At 27.4% G+C, this 24,135-nt stretch carries 23 protein-coding genes; all 23 read left to right on the top strand.

The features are described 5' to 3' along the window. Window positions 1-7 precede the first annotated feature (7 nt). The 23 genes from KYD98_RS12660 (at window position 8) to KYD98_RS12770 (ending at window position 23,721) form a co-directional block, all read left to right on the top strand. Window positions 8-856: a bifunctional methylenetetrahydrofolate dehydrogenase/methenyltetrahydrofolate cyclohydrolase gene (locus KYD98_RS12660; RefSeq protein WP_219780414.1), complete on the top strand. Its 849-nt coding sequence runs from the start codon at window positions 8-10 to the stop codon at window positions 854-856. After that, a complete protein-coding gene (gene xseA / locus KYD98_RS12665) occupies window positions 846-2,045 on the top strand; it encodes an exodeoxyribonuclease VII large subunit (protein ID WP_219780415.1) in 1,200 nt (399 codons plus the stop codon). The genes KYD98_RS12660 and xseA overlap by 11 nt, the downstream gene beginning before the upstream one ends. Window positions 2,046-2,057: 12 nt before the next feature. Beyond that, window positions 2,058-2,282 (top strand): exodeoxyribonuclease VII small subunit, encoded by a 225-nt coding sequence (locus KYD98_RS12670; protein ID WP_219780416.1) that lies wholly within the window; start codon window positions 2,058-2,060, stop codon window positions 2,280-2,282. Next, window positions 2,269-3,138, top strand: coding sequence for a polyprenyl synthetase family protein (locus KYD98_RS12675; RefSeq protein WP_219780417.1), 870 nt, complete (start codon window positions 2,269-2,271; stop codon window positions 3,136-3,138). Before KYD98_RS12670 ends, KYD98_RS12675 begins: the two co-directional genes overlap by 14 nt. A 26-nt stretch (window positions 3,139-3,164) precedes the next feature. Next, a complete protein-coding gene (dxs, locus tag KYD98_RS12680) occupies window positions 3,165-5,024 on the top strand; it encodes a 1-deoxy-D-xylulose-5-phosphate synthase (RefSeq protein WP_219780418.1) in 1,860 nt (619 codons plus the stop codon). A 14-nt stretch (window positions 5,025-5,038) separates the two neighbouring features. Then, a complete protein-coding gene (locus tag KYD98_RS12685; RefSeq protein ID WP_219780419.1) occupies window positions 5,039-5,848 on the top strand; it encodes a TlyA family RNA methyltransferase in 810 nt (269 codons plus the stop codon). A 16-nt stretch (window positions 5,849-5,864) separates the two neighbouring features. Beyond that, a complete protein-coding gene (locus KYD98_RS12690) occupies window positions 5,865-6,719 on the top strand; it encodes an NAD(+)/NADH kinase (RefSeq protein WP_219780420.1) in 855 nt (284 codons plus the stop codon). After that, window positions 6,716-7,168, top strand: coding sequence for an arginine repressor (locus KYD98_RS12695; RefSeq protein ID WP_219780421.1), 453 nt, complete (start codon window positions 6,716-6,718; stop codon window positions 7,166-7,168). The genes KYD98_RS12690 and KYD98_RS12695 overlap by 4 nt, the downstream gene beginning before the upstream one ends. Before the next feature lie 18 nt (window positions 7,169-7,186). After that, window positions 7,187-8,875: a DNA repair protein RecN gene (gene recN / locus KYD98_RS12700; RefSeq protein WP_219780422.1), complete on the top strand. Its 1,689-nt coding sequence runs from the start codon at window positions 7,187-7,189 to the stop codon at window positions 8,873-8,875. 201 nt (window positions 8,876-9,076) lie between these two features. Beyond that, window positions 9,077-10,267, top strand: coding sequence for a SpoIVB peptidase (gene spoIVB / locus KYD98_RS12705; protein WP_219780423.1), 1,191 nt, complete (start codon window positions 9,077-9,079; stop codon window positions 10,265-10,267). Window positions 10,268-10,724: 457 nt separating this feature from the next. After that, window positions 10,725-11,543: a sporulation transcription factor Spo0A gene (gene spo0A, locus KYD98_RS12710; protein ID WP_219780424.1), complete on the top strand. Its 819-nt coding sequence runs from the start codon at window positions 10,725-10,727 to the stop codon at window positions 11,541-11,543. A gap of 148 nt (window positions 11,544-11,691) precedes the next feature. Further along, entirely contained in the window at window positions 11,692-12,696 is a 1,005-nt protein-coding gene (locus KYD98_RS12715) for a tyrosine-type recombinase/integrase (protein WP_219780425.1), read from the top strand. A gap of 10 nt (window positions 12,697-12,706) precedes the next feature. Further along, window positions 12,707-12,886 carry a hypothetical protein gene (locus tag KYD98_RS12720; RefSeq protein ID WP_219780426.1) on the top strand — a complete coding sequence of 60 codons (180 nt, stop codon included), beginning with the start codon at window positions 12,707-12,709 and terminating at the stop codon, window positions 12,884-12,886. Window positions 12,887-15,013: 2,127 nt separating this feature from the next. Further along, window positions 15,014-15,202 carry a TniB family NTP-binding protein gene (locus KYD98_RS12725; protein ID WP_219780427.1) on the top strand — a complete coding sequence of 63 codons (189 nt, stop codon included), beginning with the start codon at window positions 15,014-15,016 and terminating at the stop codon, window positions 15,200-15,202. A 362-nt stretch (window positions 15,203-15,564) separates the two neighbouring features. Further along, complete coding sequence (locus tag KYD98_RS12730; RefSeq protein WP_219780428.1) at window positions 15,565-16,026, top strand: hypothetical protein; 462 nt, start codon at window positions 15,565-15,567, stop codon at window positions 16,024-16,026. A 71-nt stretch (window positions 16,027-16,097) separates the two neighbouring features. After that, the gene (locus tag KYD98_RS12735) at window positions 16,098-16,943 is read left to right on the top strand and encodes a phage major capsid protein (protein ID WP_219780429.1); all 846 of its coding nucleotides are present in this window, start codon (window positions 16,098-16,100) and stop codon (window positions 16,941-16,943) included. Window positions 16,944-17,043: 100 nt separating this feature from the next. Then, window positions 17,044-17,298 carry a helix-turn-helix domain-containing protein gene (locus KYD98_RS12740; protein WP_219780430.1) on the top strand — a complete coding sequence of 85 codons (255 nt, stop codon included), beginning with the start codon at window positions 17,044-17,046 and terminating at the stop codon, window positions 17,296-17,298. A 253-nt stretch (window positions 17,299-17,551) separates the two neighbouring features. Next, complete coding sequence (locus KYD98_RS12745; RefSeq protein ID WP_219780431.1) at window positions 17,552-18,430, top strand: hypothetical protein; 879 nt, start codon at window positions 17,552-17,554, stop codon at window positions 18,428-18,430. Between the two features lie 43 nt (window positions 18,431-18,473). After that, window positions 18,474-19,190: a hypothetical protein gene (locus KYD98_RS12750; RefSeq protein WP_219780432.1), complete on the top strand. Its 717-nt coding sequence runs from the start codon at window positions 18,474-18,476 to the stop codon at window positions 19,188-19,190. Between the two features lie 321 nt (window positions 19,191-19,511). Then, window positions 19,512-19,739, top strand: a complete 228-nt coding sequence (locus KYD98_RS12755) for a hypothetical protein (protein ID WP_219780433.1) — start codon at window positions 19,512-19,514, stop codon at window positions 19,737-19,739. Further along, on the top strand, window positions 19,723-20,109 hold the full coding sequence (locus KYD98_RS12760) for a hypothetical protein (protein WP_219780434.1): 387 nt from the start codon (window positions 19,723-19,725) through the stop codon (window positions 20,107-20,109). Before KYD98_RS12755 ends, KYD98_RS12760 begins: the two co-directional genes overlap by 17 nt. After that, a complete protein-coding gene (locus tag KYD98_RS12765) occupies window positions 20,102-21,661 on the top strand; it encodes a phage terminase large subunit family protein (RefSeq protein WP_219780435.1) in 1,560 nt (519 codons plus the stop codon). Before KYD98_RS12760 ends, KYD98_RS12765 begins: the two co-directional genes overlap by 8 nt. Before the next feature lie 764 nt (window positions 21,662-22,425). Next, window positions 22,426-23,721, top strand: a complete 1,296-nt coding sequence (locus KYD98_RS12770; protein ID WP_219780436.1) for a phage portal protein — start codon at window positions 22,426-22,428, stop codon at window positions 23,719-23,721. Window positions 23,722-24,135: the final 414 nt, after the last annotated feature.

Raw genomic sequence — 24,135 nt, forward strand, 5'->3', positions numbered from 1 at the left:
ATTAAAAATGGGGCAAATAATAAATGGAAAAGAAATAGCACTTAAAGTAAAAGAGGAAATTAAAACTTTTGTTGAACAAAGAAAAAATAACGGTCTTAAAATACCTAAGATTGCATCTATATTAGTTGGAAATGATGGTGGATCAATTTATTATATGGGAAGTCAAGAAAAGGTTGCAACTTCACTTGGAGTAGGATTTTTAAAAGTTGTATTAGAAGAAAATAGTAGCAATGAAGAAGTTATTAAAGAAATTCATAAGTTAAATAATGACGAAGATGTTCAAGGAATAATACTTCAACTACCATTACCTAAACATCTTGATGAAAAGAAAATAGTTAAAGAAATAGATATACATAAAGATATAGATTGTCTTACTTTTGAAAGTCAAGGAAGATTATATATGGGAGAAGCAAATTTCTTACCATGTACTCCTAATTCAGTTGTTACACTACTTAAGAGTATTAACATTGATATGGAAGGTAAAGAAGTTGTTGTTCTTGGAAGAAGTAATATTGTAGGAAAACCAGTTGCACAACTTTTATTAAATGAAAATGCTACAGTTACAATATGTCATTCTAGAACAAAGAATTTAAAAGAAGTTTGTAAAAAAGCAGATATATTAGTTGTAGCAATAGGAAGACCTAAATTCATAACTGATGAATATGTTAAAGAAGATGCTATAGTTATTGATGTAGGAACATCATCTTTTGAAGGTAAGATAACTGGAGATGTTGATTTTGATAAGGTAATAAATAAAGCTTCTTTATTAACACCAGTACCAGGTGGAGTTGGGGCTTTAACGACTACTCTTTTAATAAAAAATTCATGTGAGGCTTTAAAGGACTATGAAGATTAAAACATTAACTGTTTCAGATCTAACTAATTATATAAAGAAAGTAATGGATAGTGACTTTATTTTAAATAATCTCTCTGTAAAAGGGGAGATTTCTAATTTAAAGTTTCATAGTAGTGGACATATTTACTTTTCTCTTAAAGATAACAATGGAAAAATAAATTGTGTAATGTTTAAAAGTAAAGCTAATCTTTTAGAGATTACATTAGAAGATGGAATGGAAGTTGTTATAAAGGGAAGGGCATCTATTTACCCAGCTACAGGTAGTTTTCAACTTTATTGTGATGAAATAAAGAAAGAAGGGCAAGGAGAATTATTTATTAAATTTGAAGCCCTTAAAGAAAAATTATCTAAGTGTGGATATTTTGATGAAAAGTATAAAAAAGAGTTGCCTAAATATTCCAAGAGGATAGGGGTTGTAACATCTGAAACTGGAGCAGTTATAAGAGATATTATTAATGTTACTACACGAAGAAATTCTTTAGTTGACATAATACTATATCCAGCTAAAGTTCAGGGGGAAGGTGCCTATAAGGAAATAATTGAAGGAGTAGATTATTTTAATAAAGATAAAACTGTTGATTTAATAATAATAGGTAGAGGCGGGGGTTCAATAGAAGAACTATGGAACTTTAATGAGGAAGATTTAGCAAAAGCTATATTTAATTCTAAATTACCTATTATTTCAGCAGTAGGCCATGAAGTAGACTTTACTATTTCAGATTTTGTTTCAGATGTAAGAGCAGCAACACCATCTCAGGCAGCGGAAATTGCAGTTCCATTATTAAGTGATATAAATGATAAAATTTATGAAATATCAAGAAAATTAGAAACAACAATAGAGGATAAGCTAAGATATTGTAGAAATGAATTAATGTCAAATGAAAGAATTTTAAAATTACATTCTCCAATGTCTAAGATAGTAAATTCATATTTAGAAGTTGATAAATTAAAAGATAGATTAAATTTTGTAATAAGTGCAAGAATTAAAAGAGAAAGACAAAATATAGAAGGACTAAATAATCTATTATGTGCTAATAATCCAGTGAAAGTACTTAATAAAGGATATGCTATAATAGAGGATGAAAAAGGAAATTTGGTTAAAAGTGTATCTCAATTAACAGATGAAACTACTTTGAATATTTCTCTTAAAGATGGCACAGTAAATGGAAAGTTTATACCTACTAAGTAAGGAGCGTTTAATATGGCAAAAAAAGAAAGTTATGAAGAGATGTTAAATAAACTTCAAGATATATTAAATAATTTAGAAGAAGAGAACATGAGTCTTGAAGATGGAATGAAAGCTTATGAAGATGGTGTGAAACTTGTAAATAAACTTTACAAGACTCTTAATTCCTATGAAGGGAAAATATCTGTAATTAAGGAACAAAAAGAAGTGGAGTTTGACAGTCGAAATGATGATAAATAATATAAAAAATGAAATAGATAATTATTTAAAACAATATTTTGAAGGAAAAGATTCTTATAATAAATCTGTATATGAAGCATCTAGCTATAGCTTAAACATAGGAGGGAAAAGGATACGTCCTATATTATTTTGCTTAGCTTATGGTATATATAAAGAAGATATAAAAAAAGCAATCCCTATGGCAGCTGCAATAGAGATGATACACACATATTCTTTAATTCATGATGATCTTCCATGTATGGATGATGATGATTTAAGAAGAGGGGAACCAACAAATCATAAAGTATTTGGAGAAAATATAGCTGTTTTAGCTGGAGATGCATTATTAAATGAAGCTATGATACTTCTTATGAGAAATTCATTAATTTTAGGAGAAAATGCATTAAAAGCATCTTATGAAATCGCAAATGCTGCTGGTGCTGAAGGTATGATTGGCGGTCAAGTTGTTGATATATTAAGTGAAGGAAAAAAGATATCTAAAGAAGAATTAGAATATATGCATTCAAAAAAGACTGGAGAATTAATTAGAGCTTCTGTAGTATCAGGTGGTATTTTAGCTAATATTCCAAATGAAGATTTAGAAGCTTTAGATGAGTATGGAAAAAAATTAGGCTTAGCCTTTCAGATAAAAGATGATATATTAGATATAATAGGATCATGTGAAGAATTAGGAAAAAATCCTCATAGAGATCAAGAATTAAATAAAACTAATTTTATAACAGTTTATGGATTAGAAAGATGTAAAGAACTTTGCAAAGAGTTAACAGAAGAATGTGTTAATATTTTAGACAAATTAAGTGTAAATTCAAAACCATTAAAAGAATTAACATATGGTCTTTTAGATAGACAAAATTAAAAAAAGGGAATAAGGGAATGGTTAATATGAAGTCATTATTAGATAATTTAAACTTCCCAGAAGATTTAAAAAAGATAAATGAAAATGACACTAAAAAATTAAGTAAAGAAATAAGAGAGTTTTTAATAGATAGCGTATCAAAAACAGGAGGACATTTATCGTCCAATTTAGGTGTTGTTGAAATGACACTTAGTCTTTTTAAAGCTTTTGATTTTAATAAAGACAAAATAGTTTGGGATGTTGGACATCAAAGTTACGTTTATAAAATTTTAACGGGAAGAAAAGATGACTTTGAAAATCTTAGACAGTTTAATGGAATGAGTGGATTTCCTAAGAGAAATGAAAGTAAGTATGATTATTTTGATACTGGTCATAGTAGTACTTCAATATCAGCTGCACTTGGAATTGCAAGAGCTAGAGATTTAAAAAATGAAAAGTATAATGTAATTGCAGTTATCGGAGATGGAGCATTAACAGGTGGTATGGCATTAGAGGCATTAAATGATGTTGGATTTAGAAAAACAAAAATGGTTATTATTTTAAATGATAATCAAATGTCAATTTCACTAAACGTTGGAGGATTATCAAGATATTTAAATAGATTAAGAACTGAACCTAGATATAATAAATTAAAGACTAATATAAATACATCACTAAGTTCATCAGAGTTAGGTAAAAACCTAGTAGATAAAATGAATAAAGTAAAAGATAGTATAAAGCAACTTATTGTTCCTTCAATGTTTTTTGAAAATATGGGACTAAAATATATAGGACCTATTGATGGGCATGATATAAAGGCCATGACTGAAGTATTTACTAGAGTAAAAGAAATAGATGGTCCAGTAATAATACATACAGTAACCAGAAAAGGAAAGGGATACGCATTAGCAGAACAAAGCCCATCAAAGTATCATGGAATTGCACCATTTGACTTAGAAAGTGGAGAAGTAGAAGTATCTTCTAATACTACATATTCAAAAGCTTTTGGTAATTCTTTAATAGATATTGCACAGAAAGACAAAAATGTTGTTGCAATAACGGCAGCAATGCCTGATGGTACTGGACTTAAAGGATTTTCAAGTAAATTTCCTAAAAGATTTTTTGATGTAGGAATAGCAGAACAACATGCAGTAACGTTAGCGGCAGGAATGGCAAGTAATGGTTTAAAACCAGTATTTGCAGTATATTCAACTTTCCTTCAAAGAGGTTTTGATCAAGTAATGCATGATGTTTGCTTGCAAAATTTACCGGTTGTATTTGCGATAGATAGAGCAGGTATAGTTGGTGACGATGGTGAAACACATCAAGGGATTATGGATATAGGTTATTTATCAATAATTCCGAATATAACGATTGTAGCACCTAAGTGCATAGAAGAAGTTGAAATATTATTAAAATGGGCATTTGAAAGAAATGCTCCGGTAGCATTAAGATATTCTAGAGGCACCGATATTATAAATAATATGACGGCTATAAAACAAATAGAATATGGAACTTGGGAAACTATAAGTGAAGGAAATAAGGTTTGTATTATTGCAAGTGGTAAAATGGTACAACATGCTATTTTAGCAAAGGAATTATTAAAAAATAAAAATATAAATCCTAAAATAATAAATGCTACATTTATAAAACCAATAGATAAAAAAGTATTGCAAAAACTTAAAGAAGAAGGATATAATATTTTAACTGTTGAAGATAATGTTTTATGTGGTGGTTTAGGAGAAGCAATATTAAAATATTTAAATGATATAGATTATAAAGGAAATATAAAGTTATTAGGATATGAAGATACATTTGTTCCACAAGGTAGTGTTGAAATACTTTATAAGGAATATAAGATCGATCCTCAAAGTATAAGTGAGGCTGTCATAAAGCTTTATAATTAAAAGGAGAAAAATACATGGCAGGAAAAAAGCAAAGACTTGATTTACTTTTGGTAGAAAAAGGTATAATTAATTCGAGAGAAAGAGCAAAAGCTTGCATTATGGAAGGCAAAGTGTTTGTTGATGGTCAAAGAGTAGATAAAGCTGGAGAAAAGATAAGTTATGAAGCTAATATAGAATATAGAGGTGCAACTCTTCAATATGTAAGTAGAGGTGGATTAAAATTAGAAAAAGCAATGAAGTCTTATGATATTTCTTTAGAAGACAAGGTGTGTATGGATATAGGTGCATCTACAGGTGGTTTTACTGACTGTATGCTTCAAAATGGAGCTAAAAAAGTGTTTTCAGTTGATGTAGGTTATGGACAATTTGCATGGAAACTAAGAACAGATGAAAGAGTAGTATGTATGGAAAGAACAAATATAAGATACGTTACTCTTGAAGATATTGGTGAACCTTTAGATTTTGCTTCTATAGATGTATCATTTATATCATTAAAAAAGATAATGCCAGCAACACTTGGATTATTAAAAGAAGATGGTGAAGTAGTAGCTTTAATAAAACCTCAATTTGAAGCAGGAAGAGATAAAGTAGGAAAAAAAGGTGTTGTAAGAGAAATCAGTACACATAAAGAAGTTGTTTATGGAATTATTGATTTTCTTAAAGAACAAGAATTAAATGTATTAGGAGTAGGATATTCTCCAATTAAAGGACCAGAAGGAAACAGAGAGTACTTAGTTTATTTTACAAAGGATAAAGAAAAAGAAAGTGATTTTAAACTTGAAGATATAGATAAGGTTGTAGAAGAATCACATCAAGAACTTTAAAATTTTTGGAGGGGTTATGAAAAATATAGGGATTGCGATAAATCCATCAAAAGATTGTCAAAATACTATTTTAAATATGGTTATATCTAATATTAAAAAGGTATTTAATGTCGAGAATATTAATGTATATGACAGTTTTGAAGTGAAAAAATTAGACTTAAGTATGATAGATTTACTTATTGTATTAGGTGGAGATGGAACACTTCTTGGTGTAGCAAGAGATTTAGATGAAAATTTTGAAGCTCCAATATTAGGTGTTAATATTGGGAATTTGGGATTTTTATCAAGCACTGAAATATCAGATTTAGATTGTGCATTAAGAAAATTAAAGCTAGGAGAATACAAGATTCACGATAGAATGATGTTAAATTGTGAAGTTGATGGAAAAGAGTACAAAAATGAACTTAAAGCTTTAAATGAAGTAGTGGTTGCAAGAGGAACACTATCTAGAATGGTAAAGTTTAAAATTTTTGTTGATGGAAAGTTCTACTCTACATTTAAGGGAGATGGAATTATCGTATCAACCCCAACAGGTTCAACAGCTTATTCATTTTCAGCAGGAGGACCATTTATACATCCAGATTTAGAAGTGATTACGATAACACCTATATGTCCACATACAAATAGTATGTATACAGTTGTGTTAAAAGGTGATAGTGTTATTAAGATAGTATCAGAAAATTTAAATGAAAAAGTTTATTTAACTTTAGATGGTCAAAAAGCCATTGAAATAGAAGATAAATCTTCTATAACGATAAAAAAGAAAGAAAAATCAATAAAGTTACTTTTATTTAATGATTATGATTATTTTAAAGTAATAAGAAAAAAAGTTTTAAACAATTCTAAAGAATGTGATGGTGATGAATTTTGAAATCAAAAAGGCATACAAAAATATTAGAAATTATATCATCTAAAGAGGTAGAAACTCAAGAAGATTTAGCAGAAGCATTAAAATTAGAAGGTTTTGATGTTACTCAAGCTACTGTTTCAAGAGATATAAAGACTTTAAAGCTTATAAAAGTACAAGGTTCAAATGGTAAATCTAAATATGTTGTATCTTCTGGAGAAGAAAAAAATATAGTAGATAGATTAAGTAATATATTATCTAATACGGTAGTAAGTGTAGAAAATATAGATAAGATGGTAGTAATAAAAACAATAAGTGGTTCAGGATCAGCAGCAGCAGAAGCTATAGACAATTTAGAAGGAACTGATATTGCTGGTACTGTAGCGGGAGATAATACAATATTTATTTTAGTTAGAAGCTTAGAAAAGGCTGAAGAATTAGTCGCAAAAATAAGAAAGAGAATATCACTATAAAATAAGGGATGGATTGAAATGTTAATTCAATTAAATATTAAAAATTTTGCATTAATACAAGATATAACGATGAATTTTAATGAAGGTTTTAATATACTTTCAGGTGAAACTGGAGCAGGAAAATCTATTTTAATAGATGCAATAGATTATGTACTTGGTGGAAAATTTTCTAGAAGTTTAATTAGAACAGGTGAAGAAAAGACATATGTAGAAGCAATTTTTACAATTGGAAATAACACAATAAGAGAAGTATTAATTGAATTAAATATAGATAGTGAAGACGATATATTAATTGTTTCAAGAGAGACCCATCAAAGCGGCAGAAGTTTAATTAAAGTTAATGGAAAGAGTCTTATTGTTTCTCAGTTAAAAAAAATAAGAGAAGGCCTTCTTGATATACATGGACAGCATCATAATCAAGACCTTCTTCAAAGAAGTAGTCATATATTATATCTAGATAGTTTTATAGGAGCAAAAATAGAACCTTTTTTAGAAGAATTTACTTGTTTAAAAGAGGAATTATTAAAAGTTGAAATTAAAATTCAAGAGATCTCAGGAAATCAAGATAGAGAGAAACTTTTAGATTATCTTAAATTTCAAATAGAGGATATTGAAAAAGGTAAGCTAAAAGAAGATGAAGAGGATAATTTAAAAGAAGAATTTAATTTATTATCTAATGCTGAAAAAATAAGTAATGGCCTAAAATTATCTTATGGATTATTAAATGGAGTTGAAGGAGAAAATAGCATTATAAACTCTCTTTCTAAAGTAATTCAAGAACTATCTAATGTAGAAATTAATTTTGAAAAAATTAAAAAAAATAAAGAAGCGATAGAAGAAGCATTTTATTTAATAGAAGAGGCATCTAGAGATATAAGAGATTTAGCAGAAGATGTTGTATATGATGATGATGAATTAGAAAAGATAAATGCAAGAATATATGAAATAAACCAATATAAGAAAAAATATGGAGTTACTATAAAAGATGTTTTAGAATACCATGAAAAGATTAAAATTCAATATGATGAAATAATAAATTCTGAAAAGATTATTGAAGAACTAAAACTTAAAGAACAAGAAATTTTAAAGAAAATGGAAAAAGTATCATTAAAGCTTCATGATTTAAGATGTAGTAAAAGTAAGCAATTAGAAGAAAATATTTTAAAAGAACTTGTTTTTGTAGGGCTTGAAAAATCTAGAATGGAAATAAGTATAAAAAGAGAAGATAAGTTTAATTTAAGAGGATTTGATGATGTCTGTTTTTTAATTTCTACAAATCCAGGAGAACCATTAATGCCTTTAGAAAAAGTATTATCTGGAGGAGAGCTTTCTAGAATTATGTTAGCATTAAAATGTGTATTTGCAGATAAGGATAAAATACCTACTTTAATTTTTGATGAAATTGATACTGGTATTAGCGGAGTTGTTGCACAAAGAGTTGGAGAAAAAATGTATCAAGTATCAAAAAATCATCAAGTGCTTTGTATAACTCATCTTCCTCAAATAGCAATTCTTTCAGATTATCATTATTTTGTATCAAAAGAAGTAAAAGATAATAAAACTTTTACAAAGATTAAAGTACTAACTAAAGAAGAAAAAGAATATGAAATTGGTAAAATGCTTGGTGGAGATGAAGTAACAGAAGCTACATTAAATAATGTTAAAGAAATGATAAGATTAGGTGAAATTAAAAAATTAGAAATTTAAAAAATGATACATATAGCAATATATTTTGGTAAAAATAAAACCATGGATGTCGTGGTTTTATTTTTTTTTATAACAATAAAAAAGATATTTATAAAAAATTAACATGGGTTAAAAATTTTTGACTTTTATAACAAAGTTAATACAGCATAATAGAATTATCTACTGGGAAAATTAAAATCAGAAGCAAAGGAGGAGAGAAATATGAAGAAGAAAATTTTATCAGTAATTAGTTTAATCACAGCTCCAATCTTGATTCTGGTTTTAATGACCACAATAAATATTATAAATATACCTAATATAATTTATACAAATAAGGATATTGCGGTATCATCTATGATTCCGAGAGGAAGTACTTTAAGTAGAATAAAAGATGATCAAAATAAATATCAGATAAAATTATTAGGTGTAATACCGGTAAAATCATTAGAAGTTCAAAAAGTAAAAGATTTAGAATTATATCCTGGTGGAAACACCATAGGCGTTAGAGTTTCTACGCAAGGTGTTCTGGTTGTTGGATATTCTGAGATTGAAATTAATAACCAAAAACAAGAGAGTCCAGGTAAATTAGGTGGAATAGAACTAGGTGATACTATATTAAAAATTAACGGAGAAGAGGTTCAAAATTGCCAAGATTTAATAAACATAATTAAAGGCTGTAATGAAAGTAAAATAAGTGTAGAGGTTTTAAGAGATAATGAAAATTTAATTAAAGAAGTAGAACTTAAAAAAGAAGGAAATGGTGAATACAAATTAGGATTATGGATAAGAGATTCAACTGCAGGTGTTGGAACTATGACTTTTATAGATAAGGAATCTAAAAAATTTGGTGCACTTGGTCATCCTATTACTGATTGTGATACAAATCAACCTTTTTTAATTAAACATGGGGATATATTACAATCATCTATAATAAACTTAAGAAGAGGAGAAAAAGGATCACCAGGAGAATTACAAGGAATATTTACAAATGAAAATGAAGTTAATGGTAAAATAAAAACTAATACTCAAAGTGGTATTTTTGGAACAGTAAAAGATGTAAATATATTAAAAAATAACTCTAAACCTATGAAAGTAGGTTTTAGAAATGAAATTACTGAAGGAAAAGCGAAGATAATTACTACAATAGACGAAAAAGGACCTAAAGAATATGATATTGAGATAGTAAAATTATTAGATCAAGAAACTCCTGGTCCTAAAAGTATGGTAATAAAAGTTACAGATCCTGTATTATTAGAAAAAACAGGTGGAATTGTTCAAGGAATGAGTGGAAGTCCAATCATACAAAATGAAAAGATTGTTGGAGCAGTAACTCATGTATTAATTAATAAACCTGATACAGGATATGGTATATATATAGAATGGATGTTAAAAGATGCAGAAATAATTAAATAATAAAAATTATATATTTAAAAATAATAGACCATTATATTAATATATTTGGTCTATTATTTTGTTTAATGTCTCTAAAAATAATAGTTTTTCGCTAGTGTTGTTATATTTTAAAAAAAATAATAAATATTTATCAAACTATTTTCTATAAAAGTATTTACTTATACTAAAAATAAGGTTATAATTTACAAATAGTGGAATATAAATAAATTATAACAATTAATGCTATAATTATATAAATCATGGTATAATTTATAAGGTGAGATTAAGTTTTTATTAAAAATAAAATGGAAAAAAGTACATACCACTATAATAAAAACAAAATAAAAGAGGATTTTTACTTAGTATTATAGAATTTATTAATAAAACTATGATACTTAAGTGTTAAGTAATCATTTTGATTTATAGAGGTTGGTAATAAATAGTAATATAATGTAAGTTAATGAAGGAGAGAAGAAGCATGGAAGATTCAAAAATATCTGTACTTATTGCTGATGATAATAAGGAGTTTTGTAGTATTTTAAATGATTATTTATTAAATCAAAGGTATATTGTAGTAACAGGAATAGCAAAAGATGGTAGAGAAGCTATAGATTTAATAGTTGAGAAAAAACCGGATTTGGTAATATTAGATATAATAATGCCTCATTTAGACGGATTAGGTGTTTTAGAAAAACTAAATACTATGAATTTAGAAAAAATGCCTAAAATAATAATTTTATCTGCAGTTGGACAAGATAAGATTACTCAAAAAGCTATAACATTAGGTGCGGATTATTATACAGTAAAACCTTTTGATATGGAAGTATTTACAAAAAGAATAAGAGAAATGTTTAGTAATGGAACAGATTGTGAAAATACAAGAAAAACTTCTGCACAACAAATGATTTCATATACAACTGAATCACAAGCACCAAAAGGAACAATGGATTTAGAAACAGAAATTACAAATATAATACATGAAATCGGAGTACCAGCTCATATTAAAGGCTATATGTATTTAAGAGAAGCTATAACTATGGTTGTTAATGATATAGAATTATTATCAGCTGTAACAAAAGAATTATATCCATCAATAGCTAAGAAATACAATACAACAGCATCAAGAGTAGAAAGAGCTATAAGACATGCTATAGAAGTAGCGTGGGGCAGAGGACAAATAGAAGCTATTAATAAACTATTTGGATATACTATCCACAATGATAAAGGCAAGCCTACAAATAGTGAATTTATCGCTATTATCGCTGATAAGCTTCGCTTGAAGAACAAGGTTTCATAAAAAGCTTGGTTAAGCCATTCTTTTCATTGATGATAGCAACAAATTAATAAAAAGATATATGAAAAATGTAAATTAATAACAATAAATATTGATTATAGAACACCTCCAATATATTGAGTTTATCTTGATATGTTGGAGGTGTTTTTTATTGCCTAAAATTACAAAAAAACAAGACGTTAAAGATATTATAGTTATTTATATTGAATATTGCAAATATAAAAATTTAAGTAGTAAGACAATTAAATCTTATTATCAAACTCTTACATTATTTGCACAATATATGGAAGAAGAAAAACAAATAACAGATATATCTAAGTTAAATAAAAAGATTGTAGAAGAATATATACAATTTACTAAAGATAGAGGGAAATATTCTTTTAGTGCAACAGAAGAAGGGGCAAAAAAGGCTAATATAGACAAAAGAACTGATATAGGAAAAGAGATAAGTAATTCTACACTAAATAATTATTTAAGAAATATAAAAGCGTTTGCTAGTTTTTTACAAGATAATAATTTGCAAGATAATGATATACACAAATGTAAGTTCATTAAAACTAAAAGAAAAAGTAAAGAGCAACTAACAGATGAAGAATATAAAAAATTAATTAGGTGTATTGATTGTACAAAATTTCATGAATTTCGTGATTATATAATAATAAATCTAATTTTTGATACTGGTATGAGATTGTCCGAAACTCTCCATCTAACTATTAATGATATCGACATAGTAAGAAGAACCATACTTATACCTGCTGAAATAAATAAAGGTAAAAAAGATAGAGTAGTTTTTTATTCTAACAATATGAGTAAAATGTTACAACGTTGGCTTAAATACAAGGATAGTATACAGGAAACTGAATTATTATTTCCTACACAAAGGACTAATTCATATTTAGCTAATAACAATTTTGAAAGAAATTTTAGAGTTTACTTAAAAAGAGCAAAGATTAATAAATTAATTACACCTCATTCACTAAGGAATAACTTTGCTAGAAGATTTTTACTTGCTTCTAAAGGTGATATTTATACATTAAGCCGATTACTTGGACATAGTTCAGTTACCGTAACTGAAAAGGCGTATTTAGATTTACAAGATGAAGATTTAAGGAAATGTTATCAAAGATATTCTCCATTAGAAAATTTAAGAAAGTAAGGTGTTAAATATGAAAGTTGATGTAAAAAGAACTAAATATGATGAATTTATACAAGCTACACTTACGGTTAATTGTGCAGAATTTACAAAGATACAACTTGCACTTAAACATTATAAAAAAGAACTTGAAAAATTAAACATGACCGAAAAGGTTAATGCAATAGATAATATTCTAAAAGAATTTAAATAAAAAAAATAGAACGGTAATTGACGGTTACCATTCTACTCTAAAACTAAATATCGTTTTATAAACTTTTGCAATCTCTCAAGATTACAACCCAAATCACTAACTATATTGTAATCGAAAAAAAGAGAGATTGCAATAGGTTTATTTCCTATACCCTTTTTTACAAAAGTTCTTAAAGGACTTTAGTAACTAAAATTTAGCGTTTTGGGAATTCCAATCGCTAAAGTATAGGTTATGATGGGTGGAAGCTGACACCATCCGATAAACAAAACAAGGTTTAACTAGCCAATGCAAGTGAAATAGTTGCTCTTATATATTCATGATTAAATTACTCTTATTATAGGTCATGTAAGGTAATATATAAGTGTAGGTGCGTGACGACCAATAACCTTAAACAACAGTTACGGTGGTATTTTGGCTCGATAATTCGAGGGTAAAGCTAAGTAATTCAACATCTAGGACAAGATATGGATGGTAAAACTTAGTGCGAAAGCGTAATAATAAGAGTTTAAAGCGATTCCTATTCAACTCAAAACATTAGCTTTATAGTTATTTTACTTATGAGTTATCAAGAATTATTTGTTATTAACAATTATTCTCGGTAACTTGTAGGTAAAATAATTTTTTGGCTTAAACCTTTCAATCTAAAACATTATCCCTTGGCATAGCTTAAAGTCAAGTGTATAACTTAAAAAATACTTACTTAAACTAAAAGATAAGACAGTATAGAGGATAAGAGATAGGAGGTATAAAACAACCTTTGGTAAGACACTTAGGAGTATACACTTAAAGATAATAGATAAGGTAAATAAACCGATATTAACGGAAGTATATACTATAGTCAATCCATATAAACTAGACAAATCGTATAGGGTTAAAGCCCTGTTTTTACGAAGTTTTAATAAGACCGATAGGAAGGGTAAAATAGGAACGCTCAATTTTGAGCCTGTACTCGACATGATGTCGAGGACTCTTCAAATATAAGAAATTCAGATATAGTGATTAACGACTTCCGAAAATTAAAATCTCCAAACAGTCCTCAAATATATTGTAATAAATGTGCAAAAGAAAAAGAATTAGAAAAATATAAAAAATATAATAAAAAAAGAAAAAACCACTAAAGTAAAAACTCTGTAACCCAGTATTCATGCGTGTTTGAAAGTGGTTACAATTTTAACCAAATAAACAAAAATGGCTCAACCAAGCCGTTTATAAGGATTTTGAAAATGTATAAATGGAAAAGAACAAGAGGGAGACCTCGTAAAATATCAGCACAATGTTTAAGTGTGTATTAAGGAGGGTGAAAATCCTCCTTAAAATTTACCAAACAAAATAAAGAGAGTTACCTTAGAATTAAGGAAAACGTAAAGTAATGTAACCCTAGTCATATCAACGGATCACAAAGGTGATACGATTTTTCTTATAATGGAGGAGAAAAGAAAAAATAGGAATAATTGTTTGAAATAGAAAACCCAGTAAAATACGCATGGTTGAGCCATTTATAGGTATTTTATTAAATCTTAATAAAACAAGCAAAACCTTACAAAGCTAGTGATACCAACGGTTTGCAAGGTTTTAAGTTTAGGGATGTATGGTAGAGGGTATTTTTCTACTGAAATATTTTAAAAAAATACTTAAAAATATGGATTTTGGAATGGGTGTTAAATTTTAATAAACCGTTAAAATCCTTGGTATATCTAGGATTAAAGTATGTTAAAAATAAAAAAATCTTGGGAGTATAGGAGAAGAGCAACTTTTCAAGATTTTAATAAAAAAAGAAAGAACAACCACTAAAGTAAAAACTCTGTAAACCAAGTATTCATGCGTGTTTGAAGGTAATATTTTTTGAAAAAATACTGTGGTAATTATGGTAGGGTTATTGGTATCACTAGGTTTGAAGGTGATTTTAAGATTATAGGTAAGGGAAGGATAAAATCTTTCAACGTTGAAATATATTAAAAATTGCAAAGTGATTAGTATTTGCTAAAATCCTACAAAGTAGCTTGGTTAAGCCATTTATGAGCAATACTTTTTAAAAAGTTCGTGTGGTAATTATGGTAGAGAATAAGTATATATATTTTTTTAGTTACATATGTAACGTAAAATTTAAAAGAAAGGAATGTGGGGCGTATGAGCCAAAAAGAATTAATAGAACAATGTAAATATTTAATAGAATTTTATGGCACTACGCAACAATTTATTGCAAAGAATATAGGTGTTAGTAGGAATACAGTATCTTTATTTTTAAAAGAAGAAAGACAACTAGCTCCAACATTGGAAAATCGGTTAGAACGATTTTTAAAAGAAAGAATTAAATAATAAAGCTAATTAACTCGGTACTGTTTTGGTATCGGGTTTTTTATATATAATACTTAATTGTATTTTTCATTAATTTTGGGAATTTGTTAGTTGATATGGTTCAAATCCATCAGCCTTTATAAAAATGAAAACTAACTAGGAAGAATCACGCTTTGACGAAGAGATAAAACTTCCCTCGGTACACTTTTGTGTACTGGACTTCTAAAGTGTTGCCTATACACAATAAAATTATAGGCTTTAAAGTGCGTTTAAAGGCTCATATAGAGCTTTATATATAAAAGGTATAAATACTAGGGTATAGTCATTTGAACTCATATGAGGGCTTATACAGGCTATAAACTAAAAGAAAGGAAGATATAAACATGGAATTAACAGAATTAAATTTAACAGAAGAACAATTAACAGGAGTGCAAAATATTTTACAATCGGAAGGTGATAAGATCCGAACCAAGTATAATAAGCAAATTAAAGAATTAGAAGGTAAACTTCCCAAAGAAGTTAGCCAAGAAGAACTTGCATATAAAAAAGAAATAGAAGATTTTAAAAAGGAAAAAATGCAATTTGAACTATCTAAAAATTTAGAAAGTAAGGGTTTAAACTCTAAACTAGCAACGTATTTAAATACGCAAGGGGTAGAAGATTTAGAAACTTATTTAACAGAATTTGCAGATATCATAAATAAACAAACAAATAATTATAAACCAACTAACCATAATCCTATTGGTGGAAACATTACAAAGGAGGATTTTAATAAAATGGGAATAATGGAAAGAACAAATTTATATAATACAAATAAACAATTATACGATATATTAAGCAAATAATAAGGCTTCCTTTAATTTAAGGGGAGCTTTTTATTATACAAAAAATTATTTAGAAAGAAGGAATTTATATTATGGAAACAAACATTATAGTACCAGAAGTTTACGCAGGAATGGTTACAGAAAAAGTAAAAGGATTAGTTAAAATATCTAATTATGCAAAGGATTTAGGAGAATTAGACAACTTTGCACAAGAAGGGGACTCTATAACATTTCCTCAATTTTGTGCATTAGGAGAAGCAGAGATATTAGAAAGAGGTGGAAAAATAAAGGTAGAAGAATTAAGACAAAATTCTACTAAGAAAACTATTAAACATTATTCTAAAGGTGTTTTAGTATACGATATAGACGCTTTAACAGGAAAAGGAAACTTTTTAGAAAATGCAGTAATGCAACAAGCTAGAATATTTGCAAGGGCTAGAGATAAAGAAACTGTAGCAGATATATTAGCAAATACAGTTAATAAGTTTGCTACAGCAAATGCAGACGCTATAACAGAAAAGGAATTACATGGAGCTTTTGCATTATGGGGAGATGAACAAGATACAGATAGCTTTGATGCAATTATTGTAAATAGTAGATTATTACCAAGTTTCTACGACATGAAAGGTTTTGTATCTACAGATGTTACATATTCTAAGAATAATAATGGAATTATTAGAAATGGTGTAGTAGGACTATTCAGAGGTGTACCAGTTGTTTTATCTGATGTAGGCACATACGACACTACAAAAAACGAATGTATTACTTTTATACTTAAAAAGGGTGCATTAGGTTTTAAAGATAAGAAAGACGGTATTGATATAGAACTAAAAAGAGAAGGTGAGGATAAGGCTACAAAAGTATTAGCGGATGAAATATTTATAATAGGTCTTATCCAAAAAGATGGTGTTACAGTAGTTAGGAAAACAATAGCTTAATTAAAGGGTGGGTTCGCTTTGAACCTACCTTATTTTTTAATGCAAAGTGTAATTAAAGCGAAGTCAAATTTGAATACGGTCAAAGGAGGTGAATGGAGAAATGACACTTAGGGAAAGGATAGCTTATACTAGGACAATTTATAAACTTAGTCAGACCAATGTTGCAGACGCATTAGGAGTAAGTAGAAATTATATTTCCATGATTGAAAATAATAACGGTAATGTTGGAGCAACAACAGAAAGACTAGAAGAAATATTAAATATTATCTATAAACTAGGAGAAGAAAAGAAAAAAGGTAGATTACAGGACGTTTTAAACGACCTCAAAACAATAAATAAAAATAATAAAGAATAGAAAGGTAGGTGAATTTTAATTAATTTATCTATCTTTCTTTAAATGTACAATATGTACGTTTAGGAGAGAGTGTTAAAGGGAAACAAAGGAATAAATTCATAATAAAAGGTGTTAGAGAGAATAAATAAGAAGATTTCAAGTCCTTCAGAAAGACCTGAATAAATAAGAAATAGGAGAGTAAAAATTATGAAAATAATAATTATAAAAATTAAAAATATTAAAGAAATGATAGTTAGATTAATTAAATCTAATTATGTTAAAAGAGATAAAAGACAAATTTCCAGCTTGGTGCGAAGACACCGAAACAAAATACCAATTAATAATGTCAGATGATATAGACGCTTTTATGTGTTATCAAATGCAAAAATTGAACTATGGACGTGAATGTGAGTATTTTATTAATAGTTCTAAAGATAGAGCTTATAAAGGATATTACGGAGAAAAGACAGGAAAACAATATTTTTACAATACAGATAATGCAACTAATAAAACTAAAAATACAATCGCATTAGATTTTAGTATAAATAAAAATGTTAAAGCGTGGGATAATCATGTGGTGCATATAGGAAACCACGAAACTAATTATAATACTTTAAGTGCAAATATGAATCTTGTAAATAACATAAATAAGAACAATTATACACAAAAGTTTTGTATAAGTACATTTATTACAATGTTATCTTATTACGAGGTAAAGATCCAAAACTGGACACATGATGAATTGATTGCTTTATGTGGGATAGATGGATTATATCAACCATTTAAAAATTCTAAATTTATAGAACAAGGAAAAAAGAATTTACACTTGTTAGGATTTGATTTTTTAAGTGATTTTATACAAGAGAATTTAAAAGAAATAGAACAATTTGACCAAAAATATTATAAAAATAAATCCATATGGGTAAATAAAGATGGGTATTTAGAAACTAATTTAGATTTAGACAAACTATCTGATATTTGGGGTTTTAATATGGAACTACCAAAACAACAATTTAATTTAAAAAGGACTTTAGAGAGTAGAATTTTTGATACAAGCTACAGCAAGGAGCAATTAGAGAATAAATATAATAAAAAGATATTTAATATTGCATTAACCTATAGAAGTAGTGGTGTTGTTAGTTTTATAGGCTAAAGTAAAAGTAAGTTAAAGTCAAAAATATGAAAGGTGAGAATTTATGAAAATAAACAATAAAGAATTAATGGATATATTAGGAGTAAATATAAATAATCTAAAACAAATAAAGAAAAGAGGACTCCTTGAACAAAGGCTACAAGATAGAGGATATAAATTATTAGGACAAACTAAAGAAGGTAGACAAGTTTACTATGAATTAGAACAAGAAAATAATAATAAAGAAATACTAAATAATATTATATTCTATATGTTTGGAACTAGAGAATTTGAAAAGTTTTGTAAATATTATTTATATAGACTTGCAAATTTAGAAAGACCATTTACAACAGAATTATTAAGTAAGTTAGTTGGAGTTAGTAGAAAAACAATAGAAAAATGGGATAAAGCTATGGTAGAGAACAATATTCTGTCCAAGGAGGGTAAATGGTATATATCTATAGATTATTGGGAAGATACTGGGGAAACTTATAGGAATACAGATGTTTGGGAATACAATTCTTATACTAGAAATTTAAAAATAGCAAATTATAAAACTAAATCTGTACAAAAATATAAAATAGATAAAATAAACAAACAAGAATTAGAAATGTTAGAAGATAGTATGAATATAAGACGAGAAGTTATAAAAGATAAATTTGTATATTATGTTAGAAAATACAAACTAAAGAAAGGATATAAATTATCTTTAGACATAGTAAAACTAATAAAAGAAGTTTATAACAAAAACATAAAAAATTATTTTATTAATTTAATTTAGTACATAAATAATAGGAGTACAACGCTTACCGACTAATATATATATTATTAGTAGGTAACTAAAGTACCCCTATTAAAAACAAAATAAAAAAATATAATTATCCGACTTTGGAGGATAAGGCAAAGCCCTCAGGGCGTCCCTGTCTTGCAGGGTTGACTAAGGGTATGAACAATTAGAAAGTGCAAAATTGTACTATGTTCTTTACAGGAATAATAGTTCGACTTACTAAAAACAAGTTTTGGAGTCTTACTGATTATATCCTTGTTGCTAAAGAACCAAAGCAAATAATAAATTATATAAATAGAAAGGAAATGATGAATTATGATAAATTTAATAAATATTTTAATTGTATATGGAGTTGTATTACTTGTAATGGATGATATATCTTTAAGAAATAAAATTAAAAGGAATAAAGAATTTTATAAAATTGATAAAAAACTAGGTATAGAATTAGCTTTAGTAAATGCAGAAATGAATAAAATGTATGAAAAATATATTAAAAATTGTGAAGATATTCAAGGGAGGATTAAAAATGGCAAAGAAAACTAATACAATACAAAATAATGTTATTGATATATTAGATAATAAAAAATTATGGTACTTTGTAAAATGGTATCTTGATGGTGCAAAGGAGAATGAATGGGACAATGTAAGTAAAAATATAGGTGTTAAATGTACATATGATGAAGGAATTAAAAATTATTTAGATAGAGAAGATATACAAAAAGCTTTAATTGAAGTAACCAAGCTACAAAAGGATTTTAATTTAGTACAGATATATAACAAAATGTTAGAAAAGGCTTTAGAGGGCGATGTAAATAGTGCAAATTGGATAGTTAAGTTTTCTGAGTCTGATTTCTTTGGAGATAAATTAAATGAATTAGAGCAACTGATGGAGGGAGTGTCCTTGAGTGAATAATGCAGAGAAATTAAAAAAAGTATGGAATAATCCAGTCTTATGGATACAAAATTTCTTAAAGATAACAGATAAGAATGGGAAAGTAGTACCATTTATATTAAATCCAATGCAGAAAGATTTTATTAAAAATTTAGATAGTTATAATATTATTTTAAAAGCTAGACAAGGTGGCATGAGTGTTGCTATATGTGGACTAGCTATTTATTATGCAGTAACTCAACCAAACTCAACGTGCATGATGTTATCACATAATGATGAATCTACAAGAGCAATATTTAATAAATTAAAGAATATATATAATAGTTTACCAAGTACAATAAAATTAAAACTTATAAGGAATAACAGAGCTGAGTTACAATTATCTAATGGTAGTATTATTAGTTGTTCCACGATGGGACATACAGACAAATCAAGAGGAAATACATTGAAGCTATGTCATATATCAGAATTTGCATTTGTTAAAAGTGATATAGCCGAAAAACAATTACTTGCTATTGAACAAGCTATTCAAGCTAATGGTAACTTAATTATAGAAAGTACAGCCAACGGATTAAACCACTATAACATATTATATAATAAGGCTAAAAAGCAAGAGAACGCATATAAAGGATTTTTCTACAATTACATAGACACTTCATGTATGTTCTTAGATGAATATAAGAAGTATAAAAAGATATTTAAAAATATAAATGGACATGATTTTGGCACAGAAGATTTAACGGGGGAAGAAAAAGACCTCCTTAAAATTGAAGGAATGACACTTGATATATTGTGTTGGCGTAGGATGAAAATACAAAATAGTTCAGTAGAGGCTTTTAATCAAGAATTTCCATTAACTGATAGTATGGCATTTATAACAAGTGGACATTCTGTCTTTAACAATGAAAGAATAACTAATGTTTTAAGAGTATTACAATTAAATAAAGATAAATATTTAAAGAAATCTGAAATAAATGATTTACCAGTATGCAAGAAGTATTATGGTAAGTCTTTTTTTATGTACAAAAAACCAAAAGAGGGTGAAAAGTATTATATTGGTGTCGATTGTTCTGAGGGTGTAGGGAAAGACTATTCTTGCTTTGTTGTATTAAATAGAGATGGAGAAGAAGTTGCTATGTTTAAGGATAATAAGATAAAAGCCTACGCATTTGCAGAATGTATAAACGAGATTGGAAGATATTATAATAAAGCGTATGTAACAATAGAAACAGCTTCGGCAGGTAATACAGTAATAGAGAGATTAAAACATACTTATAAATACGTCAATATGGCTAAATACAAGGCGTTTGATGAATTTAATAGAGTTAAATGGAGAGTTGGTTTTGATACTAATTCTAAGACGAAAGGGCTTATTATCAATGATTTAGTTGAGTGCTTTGATAAAGGACAAATTTGTATAAACTCTATAGATATATTAGAAGAAATGAAGGTATTTGAAATAAAAGACAATAACTCTATGGGAGCTATGAACGGCTATCACGATGACGGAGTAATGTCGTTAGCACTTGCATTAAGTGGAGTTAAGTCTAGGATTTATTATAAATGGAGATAGGTATTCGCCTTTAAGGCGAATGTTTTTCGGATTTTTCCGAAATACATAGAAGGACTAGACAATTTTGGACACTCGTCATTATGAAGAGTGATGTGTTTAAACGCATGGTTGTACAATTCGTCTTTAAAATCTAGTGTCGCAGAGAACGACACGTTAAAGGAATCGACAATCTTGTCGATAGGTACTAAATTGTGGGGCAACCAACAATTTATTATTGAAAAACAAAAAACAAACTAAAAAAGGAAAAGTTGAGAAAGATAAGATTTCATTTCTTACATTCTTAACAATAATTAATCTTATTATAACAATTATAAATGGCTTATTCACACTGTTTGATAAGATAATTAAACACTAACTTATAGGGAGGAAATATTCCTCCTTCCTATAAAATCCTTTTTAGTTTGTTTTAAAAAGAAACCTAAACATCTAAAGAAGATATCACCAACCACGAAGATATCTTCTTTAATATTATTATATTACCAATTTATTGTTAATTCAATAGCTAAATAATCACTCAAGGGGAATTTCACCTTCTCTAAAAGAATTTGCAATGGCTTAAAATTAAGCTTGTCGCTTTTCAAATTCGACATAAGTGTCCAATTTGGGGAGTAATAAATTATTTAAATTCCTTAAAGGAAATTACATACTAAAATTTTAGTAACCAATAGATTTAAAAACTACCGTCAGATTTTCGGACACAAAAGAAAAATCAAAGGAGGATAATCCTCCTTTGATAGAAATATAAATAGAAAGGAAATGATAAGATGAAATTAGAAAAATATATAGAAAAAGTTTACAAGAATGATCCATTATGGTTTACAGAGGAGGTAAAGAAAGGTAATAATGCGACTAGAATTGCTAAAACATATGATAATATAAATTATCTCCATGGACAACATAAAGTATTAAATAGGAAGGATATTAAATATAAAGAACAAGAATATAAGGTTAAAAAGCTAATATTAAATAATGCAAAGACTATTTGTAATTTTCACAGTACATATTTATTAGGCAAACCAATTAGTTTAACTGGAAGTGAAAAGCTGTGTAAAGAAATGCAAAACATATACAATTATGGGGGCTATAATAATATAGATTTTAGTATTGCAGATAAATTAATTAAGTTTGGAGATAGCTACGAATACATATATAAAGATGGAGATAATATTACAAGTAAGATAATAGGAAATGAATGTGCATATCCAGTTTATTCAGATACAGGAGAATATATTGCATTTATAGAATATTGGTGCAATTTAGAACATATTAGTTATTATAATATTTATACAAAGGAGAGTGTTACTTGTTGGAGCAACGAAGGAGGAACACTACATATAACAGAACAATATAATAATATTAGTGGACTACCTATACATTATAAAACTGTAAATGATTATGATTATAGGGAAGGAGAAGGCTTACTTGTTAATATAATACCAATACTAGACGAGATAGAGGACTTATTATCTAAGATGGGGGATAGTATATATACTTTATCTCTAAGTCCATTATTAATTAGTATGGGGCAAGTAAATACAGAAGGAAGTATGGATGCCGATGGCGTTGGTTACAATATTACACTAGAAGGTGGTGGAGATATGAAGTATGTTCATAGTGAAATGGATTATAACTCTATCAAATATTACTTAGATACTATTCAAAACAATTTAAATATGTGTAGTTATTTACCTTCTATATTAGGTGGTAATGGTAATATAGCTAACGTATCAGAAGTTAGTTTAAAGATGTTGTATAGTTTAGCAGATGTATACGCTATGTTAAATGAAAGAGTTATGAGAGAAGGATTAAACAAAAGATTTAATGTTATTAGGAAGTTGATAAAAGAAGAAAGTAAAGAAGAATATATTAATGTAACATTTAATTATAGCAGACCACAAAATGCAAGTGAATTATTAGATAATCTTACAAAACAGTTTAATATGGAAGCTATAAGCAAGGAAAGTATTATAGAACAAAGTCCATTAACAACAGATAAGGTTATGGAATTGGAAAGAATAAAGAATAATTCTAATGGTTCTAATGGAACTGATAGAGAATAACTAGGGAAAGAGTTCACCGAGCTTAAAGGCTAATCTTTTAAAAGGATTGGCAATGGGTACAAAATTGTACTTAGTATTAGTGTAGTAATTAATGTGTGGTTATTCAATGATAATCAATATCAATAAATACACATATTTTATACTACACTAATATAAACAATATTTTAGGTTATATAGTTCAAAAAATGAACAGATATAACTAATACAGAATAAATATCAAATAATAATTATTATCAATTAAACAACTCAAAATACTCTAAAAAGTAAGGAAATAATAAAAGAATATTTATACAAAAAATAGTGTATATTTGCTCTTTTATACATGAATTATTCATTAATTTTATGCAATATTAATACGAAATTATGTGAGTTTTATTACAAAGTCAACTCATAACTCTATAAACCTAGTAAAAT

Origin of the sequence: Clostridium weizhouense, assembly GCF_019431045.1 — a bacterium.
Lineage (GTDB): Bacteria > Bacillota > Clostridia > Clostridiales > Clostridiaceae > Clostridium > Clostridium weizhouense.

What these genes read in the sequence shown, in the direction of transcription:
- KYD98_RS12660 (WP_219780414.1), top strand. Translation starts at nt 8, where the DNA reads ATGGGGCAAATAATAAATGGAAAAGAAATAGCACTTAAAGTAAAAGAG.
- xseA (WP_219780415.1), top strand. Translation starts at nt 846, where the DNA reads ATGAAGATTAAAACATTAACTGTTTCAGATCTAACTAATTATATAAAG.
- KYD98_RS12670 (WP_219780416.1), top strand. Translation starts at nt 2,058, where the DNA reads ATGGCAAAAAAAGAAAGTTATGAAGAGATGTTAAATAAACTTCAAGAT.
- KYD98_RS12675 (WP_219780417.1), top strand. Translation starts at nt 2,269, where the DNA reads ATGATGATAAATAATATAAAAAATGAAATAGATAATTATTTAAAACAA.
- dxs (WP_219780418.1), top strand. Translation starts at nt 3,165, where the DNA reads ATGAAGTCATTATTAGATAATTTAAACTTCCCAGAAGATTTAAAAAAG.
- KYD98_RS12685 (WP_219780419.1), top strand. Translation starts at nt 5,039, where the DNA reads ATGGCAGGAAAAAAGCAAAGACTTGATTTACTTTTGGTAGAAAAAGGT.
- KYD98_RS12690 (WP_219780420.1), top strand. Translation starts at nt 5,865, where the DNA reads ATGAAAAATATAGGGATTGCGATAAATCCATCAAAAGATTGTCAAAAT.
- recN (WP_219780422.1), top strand. Translation starts at nt 7,187, where the DNA reads ATGTTAATTCAATTAAATATTAAAAATTTTGCATTAATACAAGATATA.
- spoIVB (WP_219780423.1), top strand. Translation starts at nt 9,077, where the DNA reads ATGAAGAAGAAAATTTTATCAGTAATTAGTTTAATCACAGCTCCAATC.
- spo0A (WP_219780424.1), top strand. Translation starts at nt 10,725, where the DNA reads ATGGAAGATTCAAAAATATCTGTACTTATTGCTGATGATAATAAGGAG.
- KYD98_RS12720 (WP_219780426.1), top strand. Translation starts at nt 12,707, where the DNA reads ATGAAAGTTGATGTAAAAAGAACTAAATATGATGAATTTATACAAGCT.
- KYD98_RS12725 (WP_219780427.1), top strand. Translation starts at nt 15,014, where the DNA reads ATGAGCCAAAAAGAATTAATAGAACAATGTAAATATTTAATAGAATTT.
- KYD98_RS12730 (WP_219780428.1), top strand. Translation starts at nt 15,565, where the DNA reads ATGGAATTAACAGAATTAAATTTAACAGAAGAACAATTAACAGGAGTG.
- KYD98_RS12735 (WP_219780429.1), top strand. Translation starts at nt 16,098, where the DNA reads ATGGAAACAAACATTATAGTACCAGAAGTTTACGCAGGAATGGTTACA.
- KYD98_RS12740 (WP_219780430.1), top strand. Translation starts at nt 17,044, where the DNA reads ATGACACTTAGGGAAAGGATAGCTTATACTAGGACAATTTATAAACTT.
- KYD98_RS12745 (WP_219780431.1), top strand. Translation starts at nt 17,552, where the DNA reads ATGTTAAAAGAGATAAAAGACAAATTTCCAGCTTGGTGCGAAGACACC.
- KYD98_RS12750 (WP_219780432.1), top strand. Translation starts at nt 18,474, where the DNA reads ATGAAAATAAACAATAAAGAATTAATGGATATATTAGGAGTAAATATA.
- KYD98_RS12755 (WP_219780433.1), top strand. Translation starts at nt 19,512, where the DNA reads ATGATAAATTTAATAAATATTTTAATTGTATATGGAGTTGTATTACTT.
- KYD98_RS12760 (WP_219780434.1), top strand. Translation starts at nt 19,723, where the DNA reads ATGGCAAAGAAAACTAATACAATACAAAATAATGTTATTGATATATTA.
- KYD98_RS12770 (WP_219780436.1), top strand. Translation starts at nt 22,426, where the DNA reads ATGAAATTAGAAAAATATATAGAAAAAGTTTACAAGAATGATCCATTA.